General features: G+C 69.0%; 19 protein-coding genes. 8 read left to right on the forward strand and 11 right to left on the reverse strand.

Going from position 1 to position 23,084, the window contains the following annotated elements:
• The first annotated feature begins 47 nt into the window (after nt 1–47).
• The 4 genes from cysS to A3OM_RS23335 all read left to right on the forward strand — a co-directional run bounded on the left by cysS (nt 48) and on the right by A3OM_RS23335 (nt 3,741).
• Complete coding sequence (cysS, locus tag A3OM_RS0101100) at nt 48–1,430, forward strand: cysteine--tRNA ligase (RefSeq protein ID WP_018041887.1); 1,383 nt, start codon at nt 48–50, stop codon at nt 1,428–1,430.
• The gene (locus A3OM_RS0101105) at nt 1,427–2,047 is read left to right on the forward strand and encodes a hypothetical protein (RefSeq protein WP_018041888.1); all 621 of its coding nucleotides are present in this window, start codon (nt 1,427–1,429) and stop codon (nt 2,045–2,047) included. The genes cysS and A3OM_RS0101105 overlap by 4 nt, the downstream gene beginning before the upstream one ends.
• A 151-nt stretch (nt 2,048–2,198) precedes the next feature.
• The gene (locus tag A3OM_RS0101110) at nt 2,199–2,537 is read left to right on the forward strand and encodes a helix-turn-helix domain-containing protein (protein ID WP_018041889.1); all 339 of its coding nucleotides are present in this window, start codon (nt 2,199–2,201) and stop codon (nt 2,535–2,537) included.
• On the forward strand, nt 2,527–3,741 hold the full coding sequence (locus A3OM_RS23335) for a type II toxin-antitoxin system HipA family toxin (protein WP_018041890.1): 1,215 nt from the start codon (nt 2,527–2,529) through the stop codon (nt 3,739–3,741). Before A3OM_RS0101110 ends, A3OM_RS23335 begins: the two co-directional genes overlap by 11 nt.
• A 138-nt stretch (nt 3,742–3,879) precedes the next feature.
• On the opposite strand, the gene A3OM_RS23340 is transcribed toward A3OM_RS23335, so the two are convergent.
• The 3 genes from A3OM_RS23340 to A3OM_RS0101130 form a co-directional block, all read right to left on the reverse strand.
• A complete protein-coding gene (locus tag A3OM_RS23340) occupies nt 3,880–6,387 on the reverse strand; it encodes a caspase family protein (protein WP_051074294.1) in 2,508 nt (835 codons plus the stop codon).
• A 173-nt stretch (nt 6,388–6,560) separates the two neighbouring features.
• Nucleotides 6,561–6,776, reverse strand: coding sequence for a hypothetical protein (locus A3OM_RS0101125; RefSeq protein WP_018041891.1), 216 nt, complete (start codon nt 6,774–6,776; stop codon nt 6,561–6,563).
• 268 nt (nt 6,777–7,044) lie between these two features.
• Nucleotides 7,045–7,650 (reverse strand): helix-hairpin-helix domain-containing protein, encoded by a 606-nt coding sequence (locus tag A3OM_RS0101130; RefSeq protein WP_026175597.1) that lies wholly within the window; start codon nt 7,648–7,650, stop codon nt 7,045–7,047.
• A 219-nt stretch (nt 7,651–7,869) separates the two neighbouring features.
• Between A3OM_RS0101130 and A3OM_RS0101140 the strand changes: the two genes are divergently transcribed.
• The 4 genes from A3OM_RS0101140 (at nt 7,870) to A3OM_RS0101155 (ending at nt 14,792) form a co-directional block, all read left to right on the forward strand.
• Complete coding sequence (locus tag A3OM_RS0101140) at nt 7,870–9,735, forward strand: ABC transporter ATP-binding protein (RefSeq protein WP_018041894.1); 1,866 nt, start codon at nt 7,870–7,872, stop codon at nt 9,733–9,735.
• Between the two features lie 203 nt (nt 9,736–9,938).
• Nucleotides 9,939–11,075, forward strand: a complete 1,137-nt coding sequence (locus A3OM_RS0101145; RefSeq protein ID WP_018041895.1) for an S-(hydroxymethyl)glutathione dehydrogenase/class III alcohol dehydrogenase — start codon at nt 9,939–9,941, stop codon at nt 11,073–11,075.
• 273 nt (nt 11,076–11,348) lie between these two features.
• The gene (gene fghA / locus A3OM_RS0101150; protein ID WP_018041896.1) at nt 11,349–12,182 is read left to right on the forward strand and encodes an S-formylglutathione hydrolase; all 834 of its coding nucleotides are present in this window, start codon (nt 11,349–11,351) and stop codon (nt 12,180–12,182) included.
• Nucleotides 12,183–12,605: 423 nt separating this feature from the next.
• A complete protein-coding gene (locus A3OM_RS0101155; RefSeq protein ID WP_026175598.1) occupies nt 12,606–14,792 on the forward strand; it encodes a TonB-dependent siderophore receptor in 2,187 nt (728 codons plus the stop codon).
• A 72-nt stretch (nt 14,793–14,864) separates the two neighbouring features.
• Here A3OM_RS0101155 and A3OM_RS0101160 read toward each other — a convergent pair whose 3' ends face one another.
• From A3OM_RS0101160 to A3OM_RS0101195, 8 genes are all read right to left on the reverse strand, one after another.
• Nucleotides 14,865–15,827 (reverse strand): aliphatic sulfonate ABC transporter substrate-binding protein, encoded by a 963-nt coding sequence (locus A3OM_RS0101160; RefSeq protein ID WP_018041899.1) that lies wholly within the window; start codon nt 15,825–15,827, stop codon nt 14,865–14,867.
• 29 nt (nt 15,828–15,856) lie between these two features.
• A complete protein-coding gene (locus A3OM_RS0101165; protein WP_018041900.1) occupies nt 15,857–16,390 on the reverse strand; it encodes a cupin domain-containing protein in 534 nt (177 codons plus the stop codon).
• Nucleotides 16,391–16,416: 26 nt separating this feature from the next.
• The gene (locus A3OM_RS0101170; RefSeq protein ID WP_018041901.1) at nt 16,417–17,358 is read right to left on the reverse strand and encodes an ABC transporter substrate-binding protein; all 942 of its coding nucleotides are present in this window, start codon (nt 17,356–17,358) and stop codon (nt 16,417–16,419) included.
• A complete protein-coding gene (locus A3OM_RS0101175) occupies nt 17,358–18,461 on the reverse strand; it encodes an LLM class flavin-dependent oxidoreductase (protein WP_018041902.1) in 1,104 nt (367 codons plus the stop codon). The genes A3OM_RS0101170 and A3OM_RS0101175 overlap by 1 nt, the downstream gene beginning before the upstream one ends.
• Nucleotides 18,462–18,498: 37 nt before the next feature.
• Complete coding sequence (locus A3OM_RS0101180; protein ID WP_018041903.1) at nt 18,499–19,641, reverse strand: acyl-CoA dehydrogenase family protein; 1,143 nt, start codon at nt 19,639–19,641, stop codon at nt 18,499–18,501.
• A gap of 239 nt (nt 19,642–19,880) precedes the next feature.
• A complete protein-coding gene (locus tag A3OM_RS0101185) occupies nt 19,881–20,156 on the reverse strand; it encodes a hypothetical protein (RefSeq protein WP_018041904.1) in 276 nt (91 codons plus the stop codon).
• A 102-nt stretch (nt 20,157–20,258) separates the two neighbouring features.
• Nucleotides 20,259–21,353, reverse strand: a complete 1,095-nt coding sequence (gene ada / locus A3OM_RS0101190) for a bifunctional DNA-binding transcriptional regulator/O6-methylguanine-DNA methyltransferase Ada (RefSeq protein WP_043764413.1) — start codon at nt 21,351–21,353, stop codon at nt 20,259–20,261.
• Nucleotides 21,354–21,474: 121 nt separating this feature from the next.
• Nucleotides 21,475–23,034 carry a PepSY-associated TM helix domain-containing protein gene (locus A3OM_RS0101195; protein WP_026175601.1) on the reverse strand — a complete coding sequence of 520 codons (1,560 nt, stop codon included), beginning with the start codon at nt 23,032–23,034 and terminating at the stop codon, nt 21,475–21,477.
• Nucleotides 23,035–23,084 lie beyond the last annotated feature (50 nt).

Below are 23,084 nucleotides of genomic sequence, written 5' to 3' on the forward strand. Positions count from 1 at the left end.
CGCAGGCGGCGGAGCGGTCGCGTCCCAGGGTTACGAAAGACGGTTTCATGGCGCCGATGTTGCGGCTCTACAACACGCTGACCCGCGAGAAGGCGCCCTTCGTGCCGATCGATCCGACGCATGTGCGGATGTATGCCTGCGGGCCGACGGTCTACGACGCCGCCCATATCGGCAATGCCCGGCCGATCATCGTGTTCGACCTGCTGTTCCGGCTGCTGCGCCATCTCTACGGCGAGGCGCATGTCACCTATGCCCGCAACGTCACGGACGTGGACGACAAGATCAACGCCCGCGCGGCCGAGCGCGGCATCACCATCCGCGAACTCACCGACGGGACGCTCGCAGCCTTCCACGGCGACATACGCGACCTCGGCGTGCTGATGGCCGAGGACGTGAACGTGGCGGGCGAGCGCCCGCGCTTCGTCGAGCCCCGCGCCACCGACCACATCGCCGAGATGCACACGATCATCGACGGGCTCGTGGCATCGGGCCATGCCTATGTGGCGGAAGGCCATGTGCTGTTCGACGTGCCCTCGATGCCCGATTACGGCGCGCTCTCGAAGCGGCCCCTCGACGAGATGGAAGCCGGCGCCCGCGTCGAGGTCGCCCCCTACAAGCGCTCGCCCCTCGACTTCGTCCTGTGGAAGCCCTCCAAGCCCGGCGAGCCGTCATGGCCCTCGCCGGCCGGTATCGCCGCGCCGGGGCGGCCGGGCTGGCACATCGAGTGCTCGGCCATGTCATGGAAGCATCTGGGCAAGACCTTCGACATCCATGCCGGCGGCCTCGACCTCATCTTCCCCCATCACGAGAACGAGGTGGCCCAGTCCCGCTGCTGCTTTGCCACCGACGTCATGGCCCATGTCTGGCTCCATAACGGCTTCCTCCAGGTGGAGGGGCAGAAGATGTCCAAATCGCTGGGCAACTTCATCACCCTGCGCGAGGTGCTGAAGGATTGGCCCGGAGAGGTCGTGCGCCTCGCCATGCTGAAGACGCATTACCGCCAGCCCATCGACTGGACGGTACGTGGGCTGGAGGAGGCGGCGAAGATGATCGACCGCTGGTACGGCATCGTGGGCGACGTGGCCGCCGGTGCCGAGGTGCCGGCCTCGGTGGTGGAGCCGCTCCTCGACGATCTCAACACCGCCGCCGCCCTCGCCGAGTTGCACCGCCTCGACGACCCGGCGACGCTGAAGGCCGGGGCGGGCCTCCTCGGCCTCCTCGGGCGGACGCAGTCGGCGCGGGCGGACAGTGCCATCGCCGCCGCCGGCGTCGACGTGGCGGCGGTGGAAGCCGCGATCGAGGCCCGCCGCGCCGCCCGCGCCGCCAAGGACTGGCCCGCCTCCGACCGCGCCCGCGACGCCCTCGCCGCCATGGGCGTCACCGTGAAGGACAACAAGGACGGCACGACCACCTGGACGGTGTCGCCATGATCGCCCCCTCGGACCGCCAGCCGATCGTCGTGGCCGATGCGGGGCCTCTGATCCGACTCGCCGCAGCGGGCATCCTCGATACGCTGCGCGGTCTCAACCGGCGCATCGTACTGGTGGACCGGGTCGAGGAAGAGGTGGTCGGTGATCTCTCCAAGCCCTTTGCTGCCGAGATCGCCGCCTGGATCGATGGCCTCGGCGAAGCCGCGCTCCGGGTCGAGACCGTGGTCGGCATCGGTGTCGCGGCCCTGCGCGCCCGGCCGCGGACTCCAGCGGGGGATGCCTTGCTCAAGTCAGCCCTGCGTGATTCCGGCGAGCAGGCTCTGCGCGAGTTCGTGGCGCATTGGCACCCGACCGAGGCGAGTTCGGCGGTCGTGCTCTACGAAGATCGGAAGGTCGCGACCCTGTTCCTCGACGTGGAGTTCCCCGTGACGCTGATGACGACGCGCGCCTTCGTGGCGACGGTGACGCGCTGGGGCATCAATCAGGACGCGATCGCCGCCCTCGAAGCCATTTCCGGTCTCTATGACATGAAGCCGGCCCTCGTCGGTGAGATCGACCCGAGCCAGCCCGGCGACCTGCGGACGTTGCCGCAGCCGATGCCACCGATCCGAACTTGACCGACCGTCTCCCCGCCCTAGCCTGGCGGCATGGACCTATGCCGGTTCGTTCCCCGTCGAGAGAGACGCCAGATCCCCCTTCCGCAGGAAAACCGACCCAAGATAGAAAACATACTTTCATCTAGGCCGCCTGAGATGCAAGGATGGCGGCATGACGAACGAACGCTCGGCACATGCGCCCTTCGAGGTTTCGGAGGGTCTTCGCGAGATCGGGCAGGCCATAAGGGTCGCGCGATTGCGCCGACGTCAGCCCGCATCCGACCTCGCGTCCCGCGTGGGGGTCTCCCTCCCGACCTTGCGCAAGCTCGAGAAAGGCGATCCTTCGGTGTCGCTCGGCGTCTTCGCCAGGGCCGTCTGGACCCTCGGCCTGTTCCCGGCCGTCCGGCGCGCGGTCAGCCCCGAGAACGACCACTTGGCCGCTTCCATCGAAACCAGCCGCCTTCCCAGCCGCGTGCGCCGCCCGCGCGAACTGAATCTCGATGACCTCTGACGTCTATGTCCATGTCCGCCGCGAGGACGGGGCCACGGACCTCGTCGGCCGTTACCGGCTCGTCATGCCGGCGGCCGGTCGGTCCTATGGCGAATTCGCCTATGTCGGGTCCTGGCTGAAGAACAATCATGGCCGGGCTTTCGCCCTGGACCCGGAACACTTGCCGCTTCAGCCGGGGCCATTCAGGAGCACCATCCGTGGCCGACTTCCGGGCGTCCTGGCGGATGCCACGCCGGACCGTTGGGGGCGACGGCTCGTCGAACATCGTCGGCCTCACGATTCTCCGCCGATGATGCCGTCTGACTGGTTGCTCGCCCCCGGAGACGAGCGCGTCGGCTGCCTCGCCTTCTCCGAAACCCCGGCTCCCCCGTCACCGCGTCCGAGCTACGCGGCCACGGCCGATCTCGACGGCATCGCGGACGGGTTCGAGCGTCTCGAACGAGGCGAGGCGGTCGAAGGGCTGGCGGCCCGCCTCTGGACGGCGGGCATGAGCATGGGCGGCGCCCGACCGAAGGCCGTCATCGACTACGAGGGTGCCTTATGGATCGCCAAGTTCCAAAGGCGGGACGACACCTACGACCAATGCGGCGCGGAGCACGCGACGATGCGTATGGCATTCCGTTGCGGGATCGACGCCGCCGAAACCCGGGTTCTCGCGGTCGGGCCTCGCAAGGTCGTCCTGGTGAAGCGCTTCGACCGCGATGCGGCCCCCTACCACCCGACATGCCACTACATGAGCGGATTGACCGCTCTCGGATTGGATGAAACCTCCGATTTCGGTTCCTACCCCGACCTCGCCATGTTCCTCCTCCGGCACGGCGCGCGTCACGTGTCCGACCGCCATGAACTGTTCCGCCGCATGGTGTTCAACGTCCTGTGCGGCAACCGGGACGATCACCTCAAGAACCACGCCTTCCTCCGATGCGGCGACGGGTGGCGGTTGTCCCCGGCCTTCGACGTGGTCCCCCAACCGGATATGGATCCCCAGCAAGCCATCGGCGTCGGTCGATCCGGGAGCTACCCGACCACCGGCAACTGCCTGACACGGGTCGAGGATTTCGACCTCTCGCGGGACGAGGCCCGAGACATCGTCGCCACCCTCGCCATCCGCATGCGCTCCTGGCGTACCGACTTCGTCGCCGATGGCGTCGACGATGCAACGGTCGAGCGCCTCGCGCGCGCATTCTCGAAAGACCTCGACTGACCTCGGGCGTGGCGGGATTCCGCCGAACGCGCTGAGGACGACCATCGGCCGGGATCGGCGCCGCTCGATGCAAGGCGATCTCAGCGAGGCCCGACACCGAGGTCCGGGCTCATCCTCCCGTTCCCGGGATAAGCCGCCTCAGCGACAGGGCCGGCCCGGATGGCAGTTCGGGTTCCCGCCCGAAGGCGGAGCCTGCCTCTGCTGGCGCTGGGCCGCCTGTTGCTGCTGCTGTTGCTGCATCATCTGTTGCCGCTGGGCGGCCTGTTGCTGGTGTTGCTGGGCCTGCATCTGCTGACGTTGCATCATCTGTTGCTGCTGCATCTGCTGGCGCTGGGCCTGTTGCTGCTGCTCCATCTGCATGCGCTGTTGCTGGCGGTTCTCCTGGATCTGCTGGCGCTGCATCATCTGCTGCTGCTGGACCTGCCCCTGCTGGCGCCGGGCGGCCTGTTGCTGCTCCATCTGCATCCGCTGTTGCTGGCGGGCCTCCTGGATCTGAAGCCTCTGCTGCTGGCGCTGCAGGGCATCGGAATCCGGGCCGCGTCGCGGCGGCTGGCCAGCCGCTTCGCGATTGAGATTGGCCGGCTCCCGTCTGGCGCGCTCGGGGCCGTTCGGCTCGAATCCCGGCCGGGCCACCCGATCATGGCCCGGACGCCCCTCGCGGGCGCGGTCGCTTTGCGGCTGGTCGAGGGCGGGACGCAGCTGCGGTCGTTCGGCTTTGGCGGCGGCGCGGGCCGCCTCCCGGCGCTCGATCCGCTCCCGGCGCAAGGCCGCCCGGTCGGCGGGATCGGCGTTGCCGCGTCCGGCTCCGGGTCCGGCGGGGTTCGCCGCATCGGGCGGGGGACGACGGTCGATGGCGGCTTTGCGGTCGGGCCCGGTCTTGCCGTCCCCCGGGCGCACGCGGTCGGGCGGTCCGCCGACGTCACCGGATGGGCGCGTGTTCGCCACCGGCCTCGGCTCGGGCAAAGCTTTCGGGTCTGGGGCGCCCACCGCGGGGAGCGGGCGGCCGATGCGGGGACCGTTCGGTCTTTCGTCGCGGGCACCCGGCGGCAGGCCGGGGCGGTCGCGGCGCGGGCCGTCGGCGTTGTGACCGGCGTCGTGACGGTCGGCGCGGTGCGACAGGGAGGGCGGCAGCGCCACCCGAGGGGCGAGAGCCGCCGCTCCGAGACCGGCGGCACCGCCTATGAGGGCCGCCGCCGAAGGTCCGCGCGGCCGCTCGATGACGCGCCGGTTGATCTCGTTGATCACCACCCTGTTGTGGATGTTCTGGTAGATGACGTTGTCCGGCGGCGCGACGATATAGGCGGGCGCGCTCACATAGGCCGGAACCGGCTCGAAGAGGGGGACGGGGAGGGCGAACGACTCGTCCTCGGGCGGCGGCGCCGCGATGTCCACGATATAGGCGGGGCGGGGTGCCAGCACGCCGGGGGGCGGCGGGGGCAGGGCATAGGCCGGGTCGTCGAAGGCGACGACCTGCCTGTCGAAATAGCTCTCCTCCTCCGGCGGCGGCGGGGGCAGGTCGAAGGAGAGCGCCGTGAAGGCCTCGGGCGGTCGCGGCGGGGCGGAGAGGCGGGCGAGGCGACGGCGCGCATCCGCCGCGTGCGGTCCGCGCGGGTAGCGCGAAAGGTAGGACCAGTAGGCGTCCTGCGTGCCGGACGACAGGGCGCGGCGCCAGGTCGTCGCCTCGCGCCGGGCGGCCACGATGGCGCGCACGCGCTTGGCCATCGGGTCATCGGGATAGGCTCCGAGGAAATCCTGGTACCCCTGCAACGTGTCGCGCTCGACCGCCACCGAATAGGCGTCCCGCGCACCGATCTCGCCTAACGGGCGGTCGCGGAGGGCCGCGATCGGCTCGGGCTGCGCCGGGGCGGGCGCGTCGGCGTTGCGCTCGAAGAACACGAACGGCACCTCGATCTTGGAATCGTCCCAGGGCATGGCCGCGCCCCCGGTGGTCTCGCTCACCCGCAGGCGCACCCGGTCGAACAACGCCGCCGGCTGTAGACCGCCCTCGCGGATCATCTCCACCAGGGCCTGCGCATAGGCGCCATAGGCTCCCGTCTCGGGCGGCGCCACGGTGCCGGGCGCCGCGTTGTAGGCGATGAGGCTGCCGGGTTCGGCCTCCACCAGGGCGAGACCGCCGGCGAGCGGGTCGCCCGTCTTCACGAACGGGTTGGCGCGGGCCGCGTCGAGCACCACGAACCGGGCCTTCAAGGGGACGGTGGAGAGGCGCTTGATGTAGTCCGACACGCGCAGGGCCGAGACGGGAACATCGACGGCGGTGGCGATGCGGGCATCCGCCGGGGCGAAGAAGGTCTCGCCCTCGAGCTGCAGCCCGTATCCGGCAAGATAGACGAAGGCCACCGTGTCCGGCCCCGAGGCCGCCGCCTTGTCGAGGAAGTCGCGCAAGGCCTTGCGCAGGGCATCCTCGTCGAGGTCGCGCGCCCCCACCACGTCGAAGCCCGCCGCCTGCAGCGTCTGCGCGATGAGGCCGGCATCGTTGGCGGCGGTGGCGATGGGCGCCCCCTCATAGGCACCGTTTCCGACCACGAGGGCGATGCGCGTCTCGGCCTGCTGCGCGGTCGCCGGAACGGATATCAGCAGGGCGGCGAACAGGGCCGCGAAGACGGCGACACATCGAGACAGGACCATCGCCGGGAACCTCCGTCACCGCATCACGCTGCGAGCGACATCATACGGAGCATCGCGGACGACCGGTGCGCGATCGGTCGCACCATCGTGCAGAATTCCACGGTCGTCCAGGGATGCACGGAATCGGTCTTACCAAATCGTCGATCCCGACGCGGGCTCGTGCCCGTCGCCGCCTATTGCTTGGCGCGATTGATCAGCGCCTGGAGCGCTCTCGCCACGGGTTCGGTGACGTTCTTGCGGTACTTCTTATGGACGAGCTGGCCGTTGTGATAGATGTCGTGCTCCACATAGAGCCGTTCGCCGTCCCACCGCACCACGTTGTCGGTCTCGGAGGTCTCCGTCACCCCGAGATCGTCGCGCAGGGTGATGTTGCTGGGCTGTGTCAACATATCGGGTCCTTTCAAGCGTTTCCGGTGCATCGGGCGCGTGGGATGCGGCTTTGTCCCGTGGCTGGCGGAGCGGGCTTTGCGAAAACGGTCCGCGCGATGCCGGCGAACCGGGCCGTTCCTCGCCGAGCCGTGGTGGCACGCATCTCACCCATCCGGCCCCGACGCCTCGTTGTCTGTTCGGTCGATCGCAGGGCTGGCGCCCACGACCCTCTCGCCGATCTTACGAAGCGGCGGCGTCCGATGCCAGCACGAAGCCGGCCTCCATCGCTCAACGCACGGTCACCTGGTTCTTGATCCGCTCATAGGTCGACCGGCTGAGGACGCGTTTCGAGAGCAGCTGATCCACCGAGGCATAGGGGCGGCGCTGGGCGATGGCGCGGCCGATCATGCCGCCACCCTTGAGGCCGTTGAGTTCCGCCACCGAGGCGGTGTTGAGATCCACCACGGAGACCGCCGCCGGACCCGAATTGTCGCTGGCCTGCTGCGTCTCGGACCGGGCCGCGTTCAGGGGAGGGCTCTCGGCCAGGGGCGTCACCGGGCCGCCATAGGGGAGGGGGGCCGGGTCGAGCGCGGAATTCGCTCCCTCCGGAGGGGCGGGCGGCGTTTGCCGCGGCAGCGGCCGGATCGGAGACGGCGGCAGCACGGCTTGCGGGGCGGGAGCGGCGGGCTGCGGAGCGGAAGGCGCCGGCTCCGCACGACGCTCGGGCGGCGGGGGCGCGGGTTGTGGCGGAGTCACCTTGGTCGGCTCGATGCGCTGCACCGACGGCGCCGGATCGTCGCTGCCCTGCGGCCAGAAGGCCTGGACCAGGCCCGCCAGCGCCGCCGCCACGACGAAGAGCACCACCACCCGTAGAAGAGTCGAACCGCTGAGCATCCAACCCGCCTCACGCGCACAATACACGCGAGACGCTAACATGGGAGAGAAACCAAAGTCTTGCCGTCCTGGCCGATGTCCTCAGGCGTCTGCGTCACGAAGCGCATCGTCTGAAACCACGCATCGCATGAGGCGGTCGCGGCATCGCCGTCGGGGACGGTGACGGAGCACTCTACGACGCATCGACGGACGGGGCCGCTCCGGTCATGGTCCGCCGCGATGTCCACCGCCTCCCTCGCTGCCTCGCTGAACCGGTTCGTCGTCGAGCGCGTGGGCGCCCTGCGCTACCTGCCGGCGCTGTTTCGCCTCGTCTATGCCGCGAGCCCGCGCCTGCTGATGGCGAGCGTCGCTCTGCGTCTCGCGCGGGCGAGCCTGCCGGTGTTGATGCTCTATCTCGGCAAGCTCATCCTCGACGCCATCGTCGCCGAACACGCCCGGCCCCATCCCGCAGGAACCGGCATCGCCGGCTGGATGGCGGATCCGGCCCTCAGGCGTCTCGCCGGCCTCGTCGCGGTGGAGCTCGGCCTCGCCATCCTGTCCGATCTGCTCGGGCGGCTGAGCACCCTCACCGACGGGCTGGTCGCGGACCGCTACGCCAATGCCGCCACCCTGCGGCTGATGTGCCACGCCGCCGCCCTCGACCTCGAGCAATTCGAGGACAGCGCCCAGCAGGACCGGCTGGAGCGCGCGCGCCGGCAGGTCACCGGGCGCTCCAACCTGCTGTTCCAGCTCTTCGGGCAGGGGCAGGATCTCATCACGCTCGTCGCCTTCGGGATCGGTCTGGCCGCCTACGCTCCCTGGCTGATCCTGCTGCTCGCCGGCTCCCTCGTCCCGGCCTTCCTCAACGAGCTCTACTTCAACCGGCAGGGCTATCGCCTCGCCTGGACCCGCACCCCGGAGCGGCGCCAGATCGACTATCTGCGTTATCTCGGGGCCAGCGTGGAATCGGCCAAGGAGGTCAAGCTCTTCGGCCTCAACGCCTATATCGCCGAACGCTACCGGATCGTGGCCGCCAAGCTCCTGGCCGACAACCGCTCCCTCGCCATCCGCCGGGCCGGCTGGGGCGGCCTCTTCGCGGCCTTGGGCACGCTCGCCTACTACGCGGCCTATGCCACCATCGTCTGGCGCACGGTGGCGGGCGCCTTCTCCATCGGCGATCTCGCCTTCCTCGCCGGCTCGTTCCAGCGCCTGCGCGGCCTGATCGAGGGCCTGCTGCTCGGCTTCTCGCAGATCTCCTCGCAGGCGCAGTATCTCGAAGACCTGTTCTCGTTCTTCGAGGTGGTGCCGCTGATCCGCTCGCCGGAGCGGCCCGTGCCGTTCCCGCAGCCGATCACCGAGGGCATCGTCTTCGAGGAGGTCGGCTTCCGTTATCCCGGCACCGAGACCTGGGCTGTCCGGTCCTTGAGCTTCCGCCTCGCCGCCGGGGAAGTGCTCGCCCTGGTGGGCGAGAACGGGGCCGGCAAGACCACGATCGTCAAGCTCCTGACCCGGCTCTACGACCCCACCGAGGGCCGTGTGCTGCTCGATGGCCGACCGCTCTCCGATTACGACCTCGACGACCTGCGCGCCCGAATCGGCGTGATCTTCCAAGATTTCGTGCGCTTCGATTTCACCGCCGCCGAGAACGTCGCCGTCGGGCGCATCGAGGAGCGTGACGACGCCGCCCGCATCGCCCGTGCCGCCGGGCGCAGCCTCGCCGACGGCGTGATCGAACGCCTGCCGCTGGGTTACGACCAGCCGCTCGGCAAGCGCTTCGCCGACGGTGTCGACCTCTCCGGCGGCCAATGGCAGAAGATCGCGCTCAGCCGGGCCTATATGCGCGAGGCCGAGATCCTGATCCTCGACGAGCCCACCGCGGCCCTCGACGCCCGCGCCGAGTTCGAGGTGTTTCAGCGCTTTCGCGATCTCAGCCGGGGGCGCAGCTGCGTGCTGATCTCGCACCGCTTCTCCACCGTGCGCATGGCCGACCGCATCCTCGTCCTCGACGGCGGCAGGGTCATCGAGGCCGGAACCCACGAGGAACTCCAGGCGAGGGGCGGGCGCTACGCCGAATTGTTCGAACTGCAGGCCGCCGGCTATCGCTGAGGCGCCGGCGGGTATGCTTCCGCGACAACACAGGGGCGACGCGACCTCCCGCGCGGCCCGAGGGCGTTGCATCTCGTCTCCAGAACCATCATTGCACGAAACAGATTTTCGGGCCGTTCGGCTTGCCCTCCCCTGGATGAGGCGAAGTCGAAGAGTCGGCAGTTCGACACCGTCCGTGATCGTCCAGACATGAGAATAATGACATGAAGACGCGCGCTGCGGTCGCGTGGGAGGCCAAGAAGCCCCTCACCATCGAGACCATCGACATCGAAGGCCCCAAGGCCGGCGAAGTCCTCATCGAGTTGATGGCCACCGGCATCTGCCATACCGATGCCTATACGCTGTCGGGCCTCGATTCCGAGGGCAAGTTCCCGGCGATCCTCGGACACGAGGGCGCGGGCATCGTCCGCGAGCTCGGCGCCGGGGTCACGGACCTGAAGGTCGGCGACCACGTCATCCCGCTCTACACCCCGGAATGCCGCAGCTGTAAGTCCTGCCTGTCGCAGCGCACCAACCTCTGCACGGCGATCCGCTCCACGCAGGGCCAGGGCGTGATGCCGGACGGCACCTCGCGCTTCTCCTGCGTCTCCACCGGCGGCAGCCCGAATGGAGCGAACACCCTGTTCCACTACATGGGCTGCTCGACCTTCTCGAACTTCACGGTCCTGCCGGCCATCGCGCTCGCCAAGATCCGCGAAGACGCTCCCTTCGACAAGATCTGCTACATCGGCTGCGGCGTCACCACCGGCATCGGCGCGGTGATCTACACCGCCAAGGTCTGGCCCGGCGCCAACGTCGTGGTGTTCGGTCTGGGCGGCATCGGCCTCAACGTTCTCCAGGCCGCCCGGATGGTCGGTGCCGACAAGATCATCGGCGTCGACATCAACCCGGACAAGCAGGAGATGGCCCGCAAATTCGGCATGACCCACTTCATCAACCCGAAGGAGGTCGGCAACGATCACGTGGTCTCGGCGATCCTCGACGTCACCGGCGGCGGCGCGGACTTCTCGTTCGACTGCACCGGCAACGTCCACGTCATGCGCCAGGCGCTGGAATGCTGCCATCGCGGCTGGGGCGAGTCGATCGTCATCGGCGTGGCCGAGGCCGGCAAGGAAATCTCCACCCGTCCGTTCCAGCTCGTCACCGGCCGCGTCTGGAAGGGCTCGGCCTTCGGCGGCGCCCGCGGCCGCACCGACGTGCCGAAGATCGTCGACTGGTACATGGAGGGCAAGATCAACATCGACGACCTGATCACCCACACCATGCCACTCGAAGACATCAACCACGGTTTCGACCTGATGCACGAGGGCAAGTCGATCCGCTCGGTGGTGGTTTACTGAGTAAGTGAGCATCCCCTCTCCCCGCTTGCGGGGAGAGGGACGCGACGACCCCGTCGTCGGCGCGTCGAGGCGGCAGCCGACGGTGAGGGGGCGCCTTCGTATGAGACTCCTCCGACACCGCCCCCTCACCATCGCTTCGGCTTCGCCTCCGCTCGTCGCGGACACGGCAAGGTGTCCGCGACCCTCTCCCCGCGTGCGGGGAGAGGGGGCATGCGCACCTTCCGATGAGATTCGCTAAATACGATCCACTCACCCCCATCAGGAGATCACCGCATGGAAACCATCTCGAAGGCCCGCGCCCATGGCGGCACGCAGGGCGTCTACAAGCACGATGCCAAGACCACCGGCTGTCCCATGACCTTCGCGGTGTTCGTGCCGCCGCAGGCCGAGAACGGCCCGGTGCCGGTGCTCTGGTACCTGTCCGGCCTCACCTGCACCCATGCCAACGTCATGGACAAGGGCGAGTACCGCCGCGCCGCCGCCGAGCATGGCGTGATCATCGTGGCGCCCGATACCAGCCCGCGCGGCGCGGATATCCCCGACGAGGCCGGCAACTGGCAGTTCGGCTCGGGCGCCGGCTTCTATGTCGACGCGACGGAGGCGCCCTACGCCGCCAATTACCGGATGTGGAGCTACGTCACCGAGGAGCTCCCCGCCCTCATCGCCGAGAACTTCCCCGCCGACATGGCGCGCCAGGGCATTTTCGGCCACTCCATGGGCGGCCACGGCGCGCTGACCATCGCGCTCACCTATCCCGACCGCTTCAAGTCCTGCTCGGCCTTCGCGCCCATCGCCCAGCCCTCCACGGCCGGATGGTCGAAGCCCGCCTTCGAGAAGTATCTCGGGACCAACGAGGCGGCCTGGCGCGCGCATGACGCCACCGCGCTGATCGAGGACGGCAAGCGCTTCTCGGAGTTCCTCGTGGACCAGGGTACGGCCGACAGCTTCTTGGAAGACGGCCTGCGCCCCTGGCTCCTCGAAGAGGCCTGCAAGAAGGCCGGGATCCCCCTCACGCTGAACATGCGCGAGGGCTACGATCACTCCTACTTCTTCATCTCGACCTTCATGGACGACCATATCGCCTGGGCCGCCGACCGCCTGAAGTAAGGTCTTCACCCGTCACCCCATCCCCGGCCCGTCGCGCCGGGGATGGGCTCCGTCGGCCGTCATCAGAACAGGCCGCACTCCGCCACGCAAAGCGTCGCGTCGAGAACGAGCCCCGGCCCTCATCCGGTCCACACCCTCGATCCGCTGGCTCACGCCCCAATCCCGCATCGTTGCCGCCACCGGCATCTCCAGCAGGCTGAGTGCGAACAAGCATTGCAACCTGCGCGGCCTGTGTCGAAGCAGCAACGGCGAGTGACGAAGAGTGTTCGGTATCTTGCCACCGCCTGAGCCGAAAGCTACGGCGGAAGGGCGAATACATGTTGTATTACAGTAGTTTATCATAATTCTAAAGAGCACTGCAGGCCACGTCTCGCCACTTGCGCGAGCCCGTTCTGCTGCCCGTCATCCGGAGCCAGGCCGTCCATGCCGTCGTCCCCATTCCCCCGTTCCGCCGTCCTCGCGGCCGGGGTGTCGATCATGGTCCTCGCCCTGACGGGAGCCGGTTCGGCGCAGGAACGGGCCGTGACCCTCGATACGCTGAGCGTCGAAGGATCGGGCGCGGGGAACGGCACGGGTGTCGGGAATGGTCGTCGCGCGCCCGAGACCGCCCGTGGCCCGGTGGACGGCTACGTCGCCACGCGCAGCGCCACGGCCACCAAGACCGACACGCCGATCATCCGCACGCCGCAATCGATCAGCGTCGTCGGTGCCGATCAGATCAAGGCGCAGGGCTCCCAGACCCTGTCGGAGGCCGTGCGCTACACGCCGGGCATCTACGCCAACCAGTTCGGCCCCGACACGCGCCTCGACTGGTTCCTGATCCGCGGCTTCTCGGCCACCGGAACGGGCCTGTTCCGCGACGGGCTCCAGCTGTTCCAGACATCGTTCGCCAATTTCCGCATCGACCCGTTCGGCGCCGAGCGCATCGAGCTGCTGCGCGGCCCCGCCGCCACCCTGTTCGGCGGCAGCCCCGTGGGCGGCCTCATCAACATCGTCTCCAAGCGTCCGACTCTCGAGCCCCTGCGCTATCTCGAACTCGGCGGCGGTTCGTTCGACCAGCGCTACGCCGCCTTCGATCTCGGTGGCCCGGTGGACGAGTCCGGCCACTGGTTCTACCGCTTGACCGGCCGTTTCCAGAACGGCAACGCCCAGGTGAACTTCGCGCCGGAGGACCGCTACTACATCGCGCCGAGCTTCACCTATAAGCCCGACGGTGCCACCACCTTCACGGTGCTGACGAGCTTCCAGCGCGACGAGACCGGCGGGGCCGGCCAGTTCCTTCCCTATGCCGGCACTGTGCGCAACAACGCCTCGGGCTTCCGCATCGACCGCAAGCTCAACGCCAGCGACCCGCTCATCGACCGTTACACCCGGAACCAGGCCAATCTCGGCTACGAGTTCGAGCATCACTTCGACGATGTGTGGACCGTGCGCCAGAATCTGCGCTTCTCCTTCCTGGAAGTGACAGACCAGCGCTACATTCCTTTTGCCTACGGGAATGCGGCTCAGACGAACCTCTCCCGTTACGGCTTCCTGACGACGCCGCGCGCCGGGCTCTTCACGGTCGACAATCAAGCTCAAGCGCGCTTCAACGACGGGTATTTCGGCCATACGCTGCTGATGGGCGTCGATTACAAGCGCTACAGCCTGTCGGATAATCAGGCTTCGACCTTCCCGGTCTCATCGCTCAACGTCCTGTCTCCGCGCTACTATCAGTCGAGTGCGAGGCCGACGCCTTATCTCGTGATGGACCAGCAGCTGCAGCAGACCGGCCTCTATGCTCAGGATCAGGTCGCACTCACGGAGCGGCTGACCTTCCTCATCGGCGGTCGTCAGGATTTCGTCAGGTCCGACGTCCAGGACAAGCTCTTCGGCGCTTCCACGCCGAGCCTAAACGAGAGCGCGTTCACGGGACGGCTCGGTCTAATCTACAATTTCGACAATGGGTTCGCGCCCTACGTTACATACGGCACTTCATTCAATCCGACGCCGGGCTTCGATGCGGCGCAGAAGCCGTTCAAGTCGGAGAGTGGCGAGCAGGTCGAGGTGGGCGCCAAGTTCCAGCCGGTCGGCTGGAACAGCTTCTTCACCGTCGCGGCCTTCGACCTCGAGCGGTCGAATGTTCCGACACCCGCGACGGCTCTTACCGGTCGTCAGATCGGGGCGGTGCGGTCGCGCGGCTTCGAGGCTTCGGCGACGGCCAATCTCGCCGAAGGGCTGAACCTCGTTGCGTCCTACACCATCTACGATCTCAAGAACGTCAAGACCGACAATGCCGATGAACTCGGCAAGGTACCCGTAGGTATCCCCGAGACGCTGGCCTCTCTCTGGGCCGATTACACGATCCCGCTCGGCGATTGGAAAGGATTCGGCTTCGGTGGCGGCGTGAACTATGTCGGGCGATCTTTCGCCGACGTGGCGAATACATTGAAAGTGTCCGAGTATGTCACTTTCGATGCGTCGGTTCATTACGACTATGTCGGTTGGCGCGCTGCGGTGAACATCCTGAATGTCGGCGACCGCCGCTTCGTCTCGTCCTGCTCGACCGATTTTTCCTGCTTCTACGGCACCCAGCGCAAGATCGTCGCGAGCGTCTCTTACAAGTGGTGAGTTCGTCTCTCCTGAACTGAGGGACGCTCCGATCCCGATGAGCCGGGCTCATCGGGATTTTTCGTTCACCGGTCAGGACTTGGTCGGCGCCCAGATGCCGAGCGCCGAGGCATCGACGGCGCGCGGCAGCAGGCCCTCGGCGCGGAACGCGTCCGCGATGGTCTGCTGTTCGGAGAGCCCCTCGCGGGTCACCGGCTCGACGACGTAGGTGCGGCGGGCATTGGCCTTGGCGACGATGGCCGGGTCGAGCTTCCACAGGGCGCCGAGGCGGGTGGCGGCCTCGTCGGGGTTGGCCTTCACCCAGGTTCCGGTATCGCGCAGCTTGGCGAAGACGATGTCGAGGATGTCGCCGTGCTTGGCCGCGTACTCGTCCGAGGCGAGGTAATAGCGCTTGTAGAGCGACAGGCCGGTGCCGTCCTTCAGGATACGGGCGCCCGATTGCAGTTCGGCCGCCGACAGGAACGGGTCCCAGGCGACCCAGGCCTCGACCCCGCCGCTGGCCAGCGCCGTGCGTCCGTCCGCGGGGGTGAGGTAGGCGGGCGTGATCGCCTTGAACGGAATCCCCTCCGCCCTCAGGGCAGCGAGGAGGAGGTAGTGGCTGCCGGCACCCTTCGTCACCGCGACCTTGCGGCCCTTGAGGTCGGCCACCGCCTTGATGGGCGAATCGGCGCCGACCACGATGGCCTGCGCAGCCGGCGAGGCGGCCTCCTGCGCCACGTAGGTGATCCGCGCATTGGCGGCCTGGGCGAAGATCGGCACCGTGTCGGCCACGTCCGCGGAGAGGTCGATCTGGCCTGCGTTGAGCGCCTCCATCACCGGCAGGCCGCTGGTGAATTCGTGCCAGGTGAGCCCGACCTTGAGGGGCTCCAGCGCCTTTTCCAGGCTGCCGTCCTGCTTGAGCAGGGCGATCAGCGTCGAGGATTTCTGGTAGCCGATGCGCAGCGTCCTCGGCTCGGCGGCGAGCGCGCGTCCCGGAGCGAGGGCGAGAAGACTCAGCGCGGCGGCGGCCCGCAGCGCGTGGCGACGATGGATCATGGAGCGGCGTCTCTCGCTAGGGCGCGGAATCAGGGATGCTTGTGGATCGGGTCGACCCAATGGACCGTCTCGGGGCGTTCCACGGGTTCCACATCGGTGATGTTGACCACCACCGCCTCGTTGTCGGAGCGCACCAGGACGCAGTTCAGGGGCTGGTCCGGATCGGCGTTGATCTCCTGGTGCGGCACGTAGGGCGGCACGAAGATGAAGTCGCCGGGGCCGGCCTCGGCCACGAATTCGAGCTTGTCGCCCCAGCGCATGCGGGCGCGGCCGGAGACCACGTAGATCACGCTTTCCAGGGCGCCGTGATGGTGCACGCCGGTCTTGGCGTCGGGGGCGATCGCCACCGTGCCGGCCCAGATCTTCTGCGCGCCGACGCGGGCATGGTTGATCGCCGCCTGCCGGAACATGCCCGGCGTCTGGGCGGTGTTGGAATCGAGCTTGTCACCGGGAATCACCCGCACGCCGTCATGCTTCCAGCGCTCGGTCGCGGGCGCCGCCTCGTGGTCGTGCGTGTGCGCGTGGTCGGAATGGGCGTGATCGTGGTCGGAAGGGTCGTGCATGGGTCCGGTCCTCGGCGGCAATCGGTTCAACGTACCGCAGCGGTGGCCGGTTCGAAGCTCCGATCGAGGATGAGGTCGGCGCGCGGCGCCCGCGCGGCGGGGATCAGCCCGGAACGGACATAGAGGTCGATGTTGCGCTGCTCGTCGGCGATCACCGCGTCGTCGATGGGCACCGCCCGATACTCCGCACGCGAGAACCAGCGCAGGGGCACGGTCTCCGGCAGGCCGATGAGCTTCGACCAGACCGCCGCGTAGGGCGCAGGGTCCTTGAGCGCCCATTCGCGTGCCTTCACGAGGCGGCGGCCAAAATCGGCGAGCTGCGCCCGCTTGGTCTTCAGGGCCGCGTCGGACGCCACTGCGAAGCTCAGGCCCGGTGTGATGCCGTTGCCGTCGCGCACGACACGAGCGAGGCCGGCGAGCTCCGCCGTGGAGGTGTAGGGCTCCCAGGTCGCCCAGGCATCGACGCTGCCGCTGGCGAGCGCGATCTTGGCATCCGCCGGGGGCAGGAAGCGCAGGGTCACGGCATTGGCCGGCAGGCCCGCCTCTTCCAGGGCGGCCAGCACCACCTGATGGCCGATGGAGCCGCGATTGGTGGCGATGCTCTTGCCCTTCAGGTCGGCCACCGTCTTGAACGGTGAATCCTTGGCGACGAGGATCGCCAGGCCGTCCTGCTTGTTGCGGAAGGCGACGAAGGCCTTCACCGGAACCCCGGCGGCGGCCGCGAAGGTGAAGGGCGCGTCGCCGACGCCGCCGGCATCGATCGCCCCGGCATTGAGGGCTTCGAGCAGCGGGGCGGCGGCGGGAAACTCGCTCCATTCGAGCCGGTAGGGCAGGTCGGCGAGGACGCCGGCCGATTCCATGAGCGCGCGGGCATTGCCGCGCTGGTCGCCGACGCGGAGCACCGTCTCGTCGGCACGGGCGATGCCGGTGAACGCCAGCACGGCGAGGAGGGCGATGAGGGCGCGCATCAGGCTGCCTCCGCCCGCCTGCCATGCCGGGCGAGGAGCCGCTTGAAGGTGGGGATCAGGTCACGGCCATACGCGATGGCGTCCTCCAGCGGGTCGAACCCGCGGATCAGGAAGGTCCGCACCCCGAGGTCGTGGTAATCGAGAAGGGCGTCGGCCACCTGCTCCGGCGTGCCGACGAGGGCGGTGGAATTGCCCGAAGCACCTGTCTCCCTGGCGATGGCGGTGTAGAGCCGCTTGTCGAGGCGCGAGCCTTGGGACGCCGCCGCGAGCAGGCGGCGCGAACCCTCGTTCTCCGGTACCGGCGCCGGCCCGAGACCCCTGGCGGCGCGGGTGGCGCGGGTGCGGGCCAGGATGTCCTCGGCCCTGGCCCAGGCTTCCTCCTCCGTCGCCGCCAGGATCGGCCGGAACGACAGGCTGAAGCGCGGGTCACGGCCGTGGGGGGCGGCCGCCGCCCGGACCCTGGAAATTGCCTCCCGGACCTGATCGAGGCTCTCGCCCCATAGGGCGTAGGTGTCGGCGTGGCGGCCTGCGACGCCGATGGCGGCGGGCGAGGCGCCACCGAAGAAGACCGGGATGCCGCGCGGGTCCACCGGCTTCACCTCGGAGAAGCCCCGGTCGATCCGGTAATGCGCGCCGGTAAAGTCGAACGGCGCCTCGGAGGTCCAGACCTGCCGGGCGATGGTGAGGAACTCGTCGGTGCGGGCGTAGCGCTCGTCCTTGGTCAGGTGGTCGCCGTCCTGTGCCAGCTCCCTGTCGTCGCCGCCGCTGATGGCGTGGATGGCGACCCGCCCGCCGGTCAGCTGGTCGAGGGTCGCGAATTGGCGCGCGGCCACCGTCGGCGCGGTGAATCCGGTGCGATGGGCGATCATCAGGCCGATCCGGTCGGTCACCGCCGCGATCTGAGCGGAGAGCAGCAGCGCGTCGGGCTGGGTCGCGTAGAAGGCCACCAGGATGCGGTCGAACCCGCCCCATTCATGCGCCTGGGCGAGCAGGCGCAGGTAGTCGCGGTCGATGGCCGGTCCCGAAGCCGCATGGGTCTCGGAGGTGTAGCGCGGGGCGGCGAAGCCGATGAACTCGACGGCGTCGGCTGGAAGGAAGCTCATTGCGATCTCCTTGTCCGTGTCGGAAGGGGCGGTGATGTCAGAGCCCGAGGGCGGTGCGGCCGGCGGAGACGCGGACCGAATCGGCCTGCGGCCAGTGGATGCGCCCACACAGGACGTCGCGCAGGTGCCGCTCCAGCGGGTTCGCCCGCGACAGGCCGGGATTGCCGGCGAGTTCCACGGCCCGCTGCACCACCTGGATCGCGTTCTCGGTGACGGTGGCCTTGAGGAACCCGGATTCGGCGACCGAGGGGCAGGTGCCCCCGTCCACCTCCGCGGCGACGCTCCGGATCAGGCGGGCATTGAGGCTGAGCAGCCGCTCGTTCTCGCCAATGGCATCCTGGAACCGCGGGAGGGTGGCGAGGCTCTGGCCGAGGCTTCCGGGCTTGCGGTCCTTGGCGAAGGCGATGAACCAGGCCTGGGCCGAGCGCGCGACGCCGTCGTAGAGGGCCGACAGCATCGTGGTGCTCCAGGCCTGCTGGTCGGTATCGGCCTTGCGCCAGCCTTCGGGCGGTCGAAGGTCCACCGCATGGTCGGCCGGCACCTCCACATCCTCGAAGATGACGTCGTGGCTGCCGCTGGCGCGCAGGCCGAGATGGTCCCAGGTCTCCTCGATCCGCACGCCCGGCGAGGCCATGGGCACGAGGATGTTGCCGATGCGCGGCTCCGCCTCGTCGGTGCGGACGAAGACGAGGCCGTGCGTGAGGGCCGGGCTGCCGGTGGAATAGATCTTCCGGCCGCTGATGCGCCAGCCCGTGACTGTCGCCCGCGCCACCGTCTCCGGCAGGCCGCCCCGGGCGGGGGTGCCGAGCTCGGGCTCGACCCGCAGGGCGTTGATGAGCGCGCCGTCCTCCACCGCCGCGCGGCCGAGCCGGTCGGCGATCGCCCGAGGCCAGTGTTCCCGCGCATGGATCAGCCCGTGCTGAAGGAAGTGCATGGTGACCACCAGGGCGGTGGAGGGCTCGCCCCGCGCCAGGGTGCCGACCACCATCGCGGCCGCCCCGAGCCCCGCGCCGCCGCCGCCGAGCCGGCGCGGCACGATCAATCCCGGCAGGCCGGCATTCCGGAGGTCTGCGATGTTGTCATGCGCGAATCGGCCGGCGCGGTCGTGCCCCTCGGCCCGTTCGGCGAAAAGCCGGGCGAGCCCTTCGGCGGTGTCGCGCAGAGGCGGGGAAAGGATCATGGGGGAGACAGGATTCTTCGGACGGATCGGAGGGCCGGGCGCACGGGACAGACCCGCTCGACGGCCCTGGCCGAGTGCCGGGATGGTCCCGCCGAAACCCTGTCCTGTCAACGAGAACGTTCTTTTTTAAGAACGACTGATCGGAGAAGGCTCTTACTGCCGCCACACCCCGGTCCGGAAATCGTTTCCCCGAGGCTGATGGGCGAGGGGAGAAGGCCTGTATTGTCCCGCTCCGGCCGTCATCTGCCGCGCGCGCGTTCCGCCGAAATCGTTCGACAAAACAAACGATCCTGCGGCGTCGACGGATGCGCTGCGGCAAGCAGGGGTGGCTCGGCGGCGTCGAGATCGTCGGGATCGGGGTCGGCGGCGGAGGCGAACTTGCCGAACTCCCAGCCGTCGATCCAATCCAGCCGCTCGGCGGATTCCTCGCCGCCCGGGGCGCGGTCGATGGTCTCGCCACGCCCGTAGGCTTCGAAACCCAGCCAGTAGAAATCCGGCGTCGCGGCGCTCGTCACGGCATTCTCCCTCTCCGGGAACGGTCATGCCATGGGACGGTCCGCGCCACATCCTCCGGATGGGGTAGCGCGGTCATCGGTATCGGTGCGCGAATGTCGCGGTCAGGGGGCGGCGCCCTCGCGGGTGAGGAGGTCGCGCTTGCGCGCGACGCCCCAGCGGTAGCCGGAGAGCGACCCGTCCGAACGGACCACCCGGTGGCAGGGTATCGCCATGGCGATGGGGTTCGCGCCGCAGGCCCGCGCCACCGCACGGGTCGCCGCCGGTGCGCCGATGGCGCGGGCGATCTCCGCATAGGTCGCGGTGGTGCCGATGGGGATCTTGCGCAGGGCGTCCCAGACCCGCTGCTGGAAGGCGGTGCCGCCGATATCGAGCGGCAGGTCGAGACCGCCCGAGGGGCGAGCCACGAACCCCACCACCTGCGCCATCCACGCCTCGAAGGCCGGGTCGCCGCCGGAGAGTTCGGCCTTCGGGAATCGGTCCTGGAGGTCGCGGACGAGGATGTCGGGATCGTCCCCGAGCAGGATGGCGCAGAGCCCCTTGGCTGTCGCCGCCACCAGGATGGCGCCGAGGGCGCATTGGCCGATGCCGAACCGGATCGCGACCCCTTTGCCGCCAAGGCGGTAGACGTTCGGGGCCATGCCGAGGCGGTCCGTCGCGTCCGCATAGAAGCGGCTCGGCGAGGCGTAGCCGGCCTCGTAGATCGCCTGCGTCACCGATCCGGCCTGGCTCAAGCCCGAGGCGAGGAAATCCGCGCGCCGCGCCGCCGCATAGGCCTTCGGCGTCACGCCGGTGACCGCCTTGAACACCCGGTGGAAATGGAACGGGCTGAGACCGGCCGCCTCCGCCAGGGCGCCGAGGCTCGGCACCGTCTCGGATTCGTCGATGAGGCGGCAGGCGCGGGCAACGGCCTCCGTCCGGCGCGCGGCGAGGCTCGGCGCGTCGGGGCGGCAGCGCCGGCAAGCGCGAAAGCCGGCCGCCTCCGCCTCGGCGCAGGTGGTGTGAAAGCTCACATTCTCGGGTCGCGGCGCACGCGCCGCGCAGCTCGGCCGGCAATAGATTCCCGTGGTGCGCACCGCATAGACGAAGCGGCCGTCCGCAGTCCCGTCGCGGGCGGCGAGGGCGGCCCATCTCTCCGCGTCGCCGGCATGGGAAACGGAGAGGGCCTCCGGAGAGGAGGTGGATTCGCGGACGGGCACGGGGGCGATCTCCTCATCGGGCGAGGCGTGCGCGGATGGGGCGCCGTCTCCTCCCGTCATCCTGGCCCGGAGCGCCGGGGATCGCATCCCGGTTCTTGCTCCGGCTTTCGCTCATCCGGTGTCAGGCGGTCCTAGGCGCGCCGACGGGGGCGGATTTCGCGCGCGTGCGGGTCTGGAACCGCGCGACCTTGCGGGCAACGAGCGCGAACAGCCCCGCGAGCGCCATCATGGCCGCATCGAACCAGAGGAAGCGCGGGTCGTGCCGCAGCAGGGCGCTTGGGCCGGGCGCGGCGGCGGCGGCGAGGTCCACCAGGGCCACGGCGAGGAACAGGGCGGCGGTGACGAGGGCCATCTCCCGCCACGCGGCGCGATGAGGCCGGAACAGCGGAACCACGGCCATCACGATCCAGGCCGCGAAGAAGGCCCGGACCTCCCAGTCGAGGCGGCCCTCGAGGCCGGGAGGGAGGATCCGGTTGGCGAGGAAATACACCGCGATTCCCGCCGGCAGGCCGATGACGGTGCCGATGTTGAGGGCCTGCACCACGCGAAGGCCGAGGAACGCGGTCTCGCCCGGTTTCGGCAGCCGGGCGACGGACCACAGGATCAGGCCGCTCGCCACCATGACGCATCCCATCAGGCCGCAGAGGAAGAACAGGATGCGCAGGGCCGGCCCGGCGAAATGGGCCTCGTGCAGGCCGACCATGGTGGTGAAGGTATTGGCCGCCGGCTTCAGCCCGCCCTGCAGGATCTCGACGATCTCGCCGGTGGTGCCGTCGAAGGCGATCTGCGGGTGCTGGTGCGCGAGCCCGTGCGGCTCCTCGAAGATCGCGATGACGGTGGCCCCGGCATCGCCCGGATTGACGATGGACAGGCGCTCCAGCGGTTCGTGGATCGTCGCCACGGCACGGGCGACCATCGGGGCGATGGGTGCCAGGGTTCCGGGCCGGCCGAGGGGCGGGCGCTGCGTCGTGATCTGGGATGTTTCGGCGTAGAAGCGCGTCGCATCGCCCTTATAGGCGGCGGTGACGCCCCAGGGCATGTACATCATCGCCAGGGTGACGATGCCCGTATAGGTGATCATCAGGTGGAACGGCAGCGCCAGCACGCCGGTGACGTTGTGCGCGTCGAGCCAGCCGCGCTGGGCCGACTTGTCCCGGCGCAGGGTGAAGAAATCGGCGAAGATCCGGCGATGGGTGACGATGCCGCTGATGAGCGCAACCAGCATCACCATCGCGCAGATGCCGACGATCCAGCGCCCCCAGAGCGGCGGCATGTGCAGCTCGAAATGGAAGCGGTAGAGGAAGTCGCCGCCCCTGGTCTTCCGGAAGGAGGCCGGCTCGCCGGTGTGCCCGTCGAGCTGGACGATGCTCGGAGGCGCCCCCGGCTTCGTCCGCCAGAACAGGTCGATGATCGGCCGGTCCGGCTGCGGCAGGCCGATGGACCAGGTCCGCGCGCCCACGGCATGGGCCTGGAGATGGGCGATCCCGATCTCGGCCGCGCGGGGCAGGTCGAGGGCGGTCTGCGCCGATTCCCGGCGCAGTTCCGGCTGCATCCAGGCCGTGATGTCGGTGCGGTAGTAGCTCGCCGTCCCGGTGACGAAGACGGCGAACAGCACCCAGCCGACCACGAGGCCGGACCAGGCGTGCAGCCAGGCCATGGATTGGCGAAGGCCGTTCCTCATGCCGCACATCCTCCAGGCATGTCGTTCTCGAGTGGTCTCGGCCGAGGCGC

The organism is Methylobacterium sp. 88A (genome assembly GCF_000376345.1).
Taxonomy (GTDB): Bacteria; Pseudomonadota; Alphaproteobacteria; order Rhizobiales; family Beijerinckiaceae; genus Methylobacterium; species Methylobacterium bullatum.